Below are 274 nucleotides of genomic sequence, written 5' to 3'. Positions count from 1 at the left end.
CCGGAAATCTGATGGACGCCCAGCAGCATAAAAAAGCGCTGGAATACCTCGAATGCGCCTTGGAGCACGCGGAGCGGCTTGATGATCAATATATGATTGCTGCGGCCTATTATAATATCGGGCACTGTATGTACAGTCTGGGTGACTTTTGCAAGGCGGCGGAGGATTTTGAACGGGCGGCTGCCGGATTTGAAGCACACAGCTTCCGGCAGGTCATCCAGGCTGTTTTTTCACTCACGCATATCTACTTTAAAACGGAAAAATACAGTGAAGC

At 50.0% G+C, this 274-nt stretch carries 1 protein-coding gene; it reads left to right on the top strand.

Annotation, left to right across the window (positions count from 1 at the left end; translation table 11 throughout):
* Positions 1 to 274: tetratricopeptide repeat protein (locus SB660_RS20415; protein WP_410584147.1), on the top strand; the 274-nt coding region annotated here is incomplete at both ends.

Source organism: Bacillus sp. SIMBA_005 (genome assembly GCF_046535585.1).
Taxonomy (GTDB): Bacteria; Bacillota; Bacilli; order Bacillales; family Bacillaceae; genus Bacillus; species Bacillus pumilus.
This window is presented reverse-complemented; position numbering and strand designations above follow the sequence as displayed.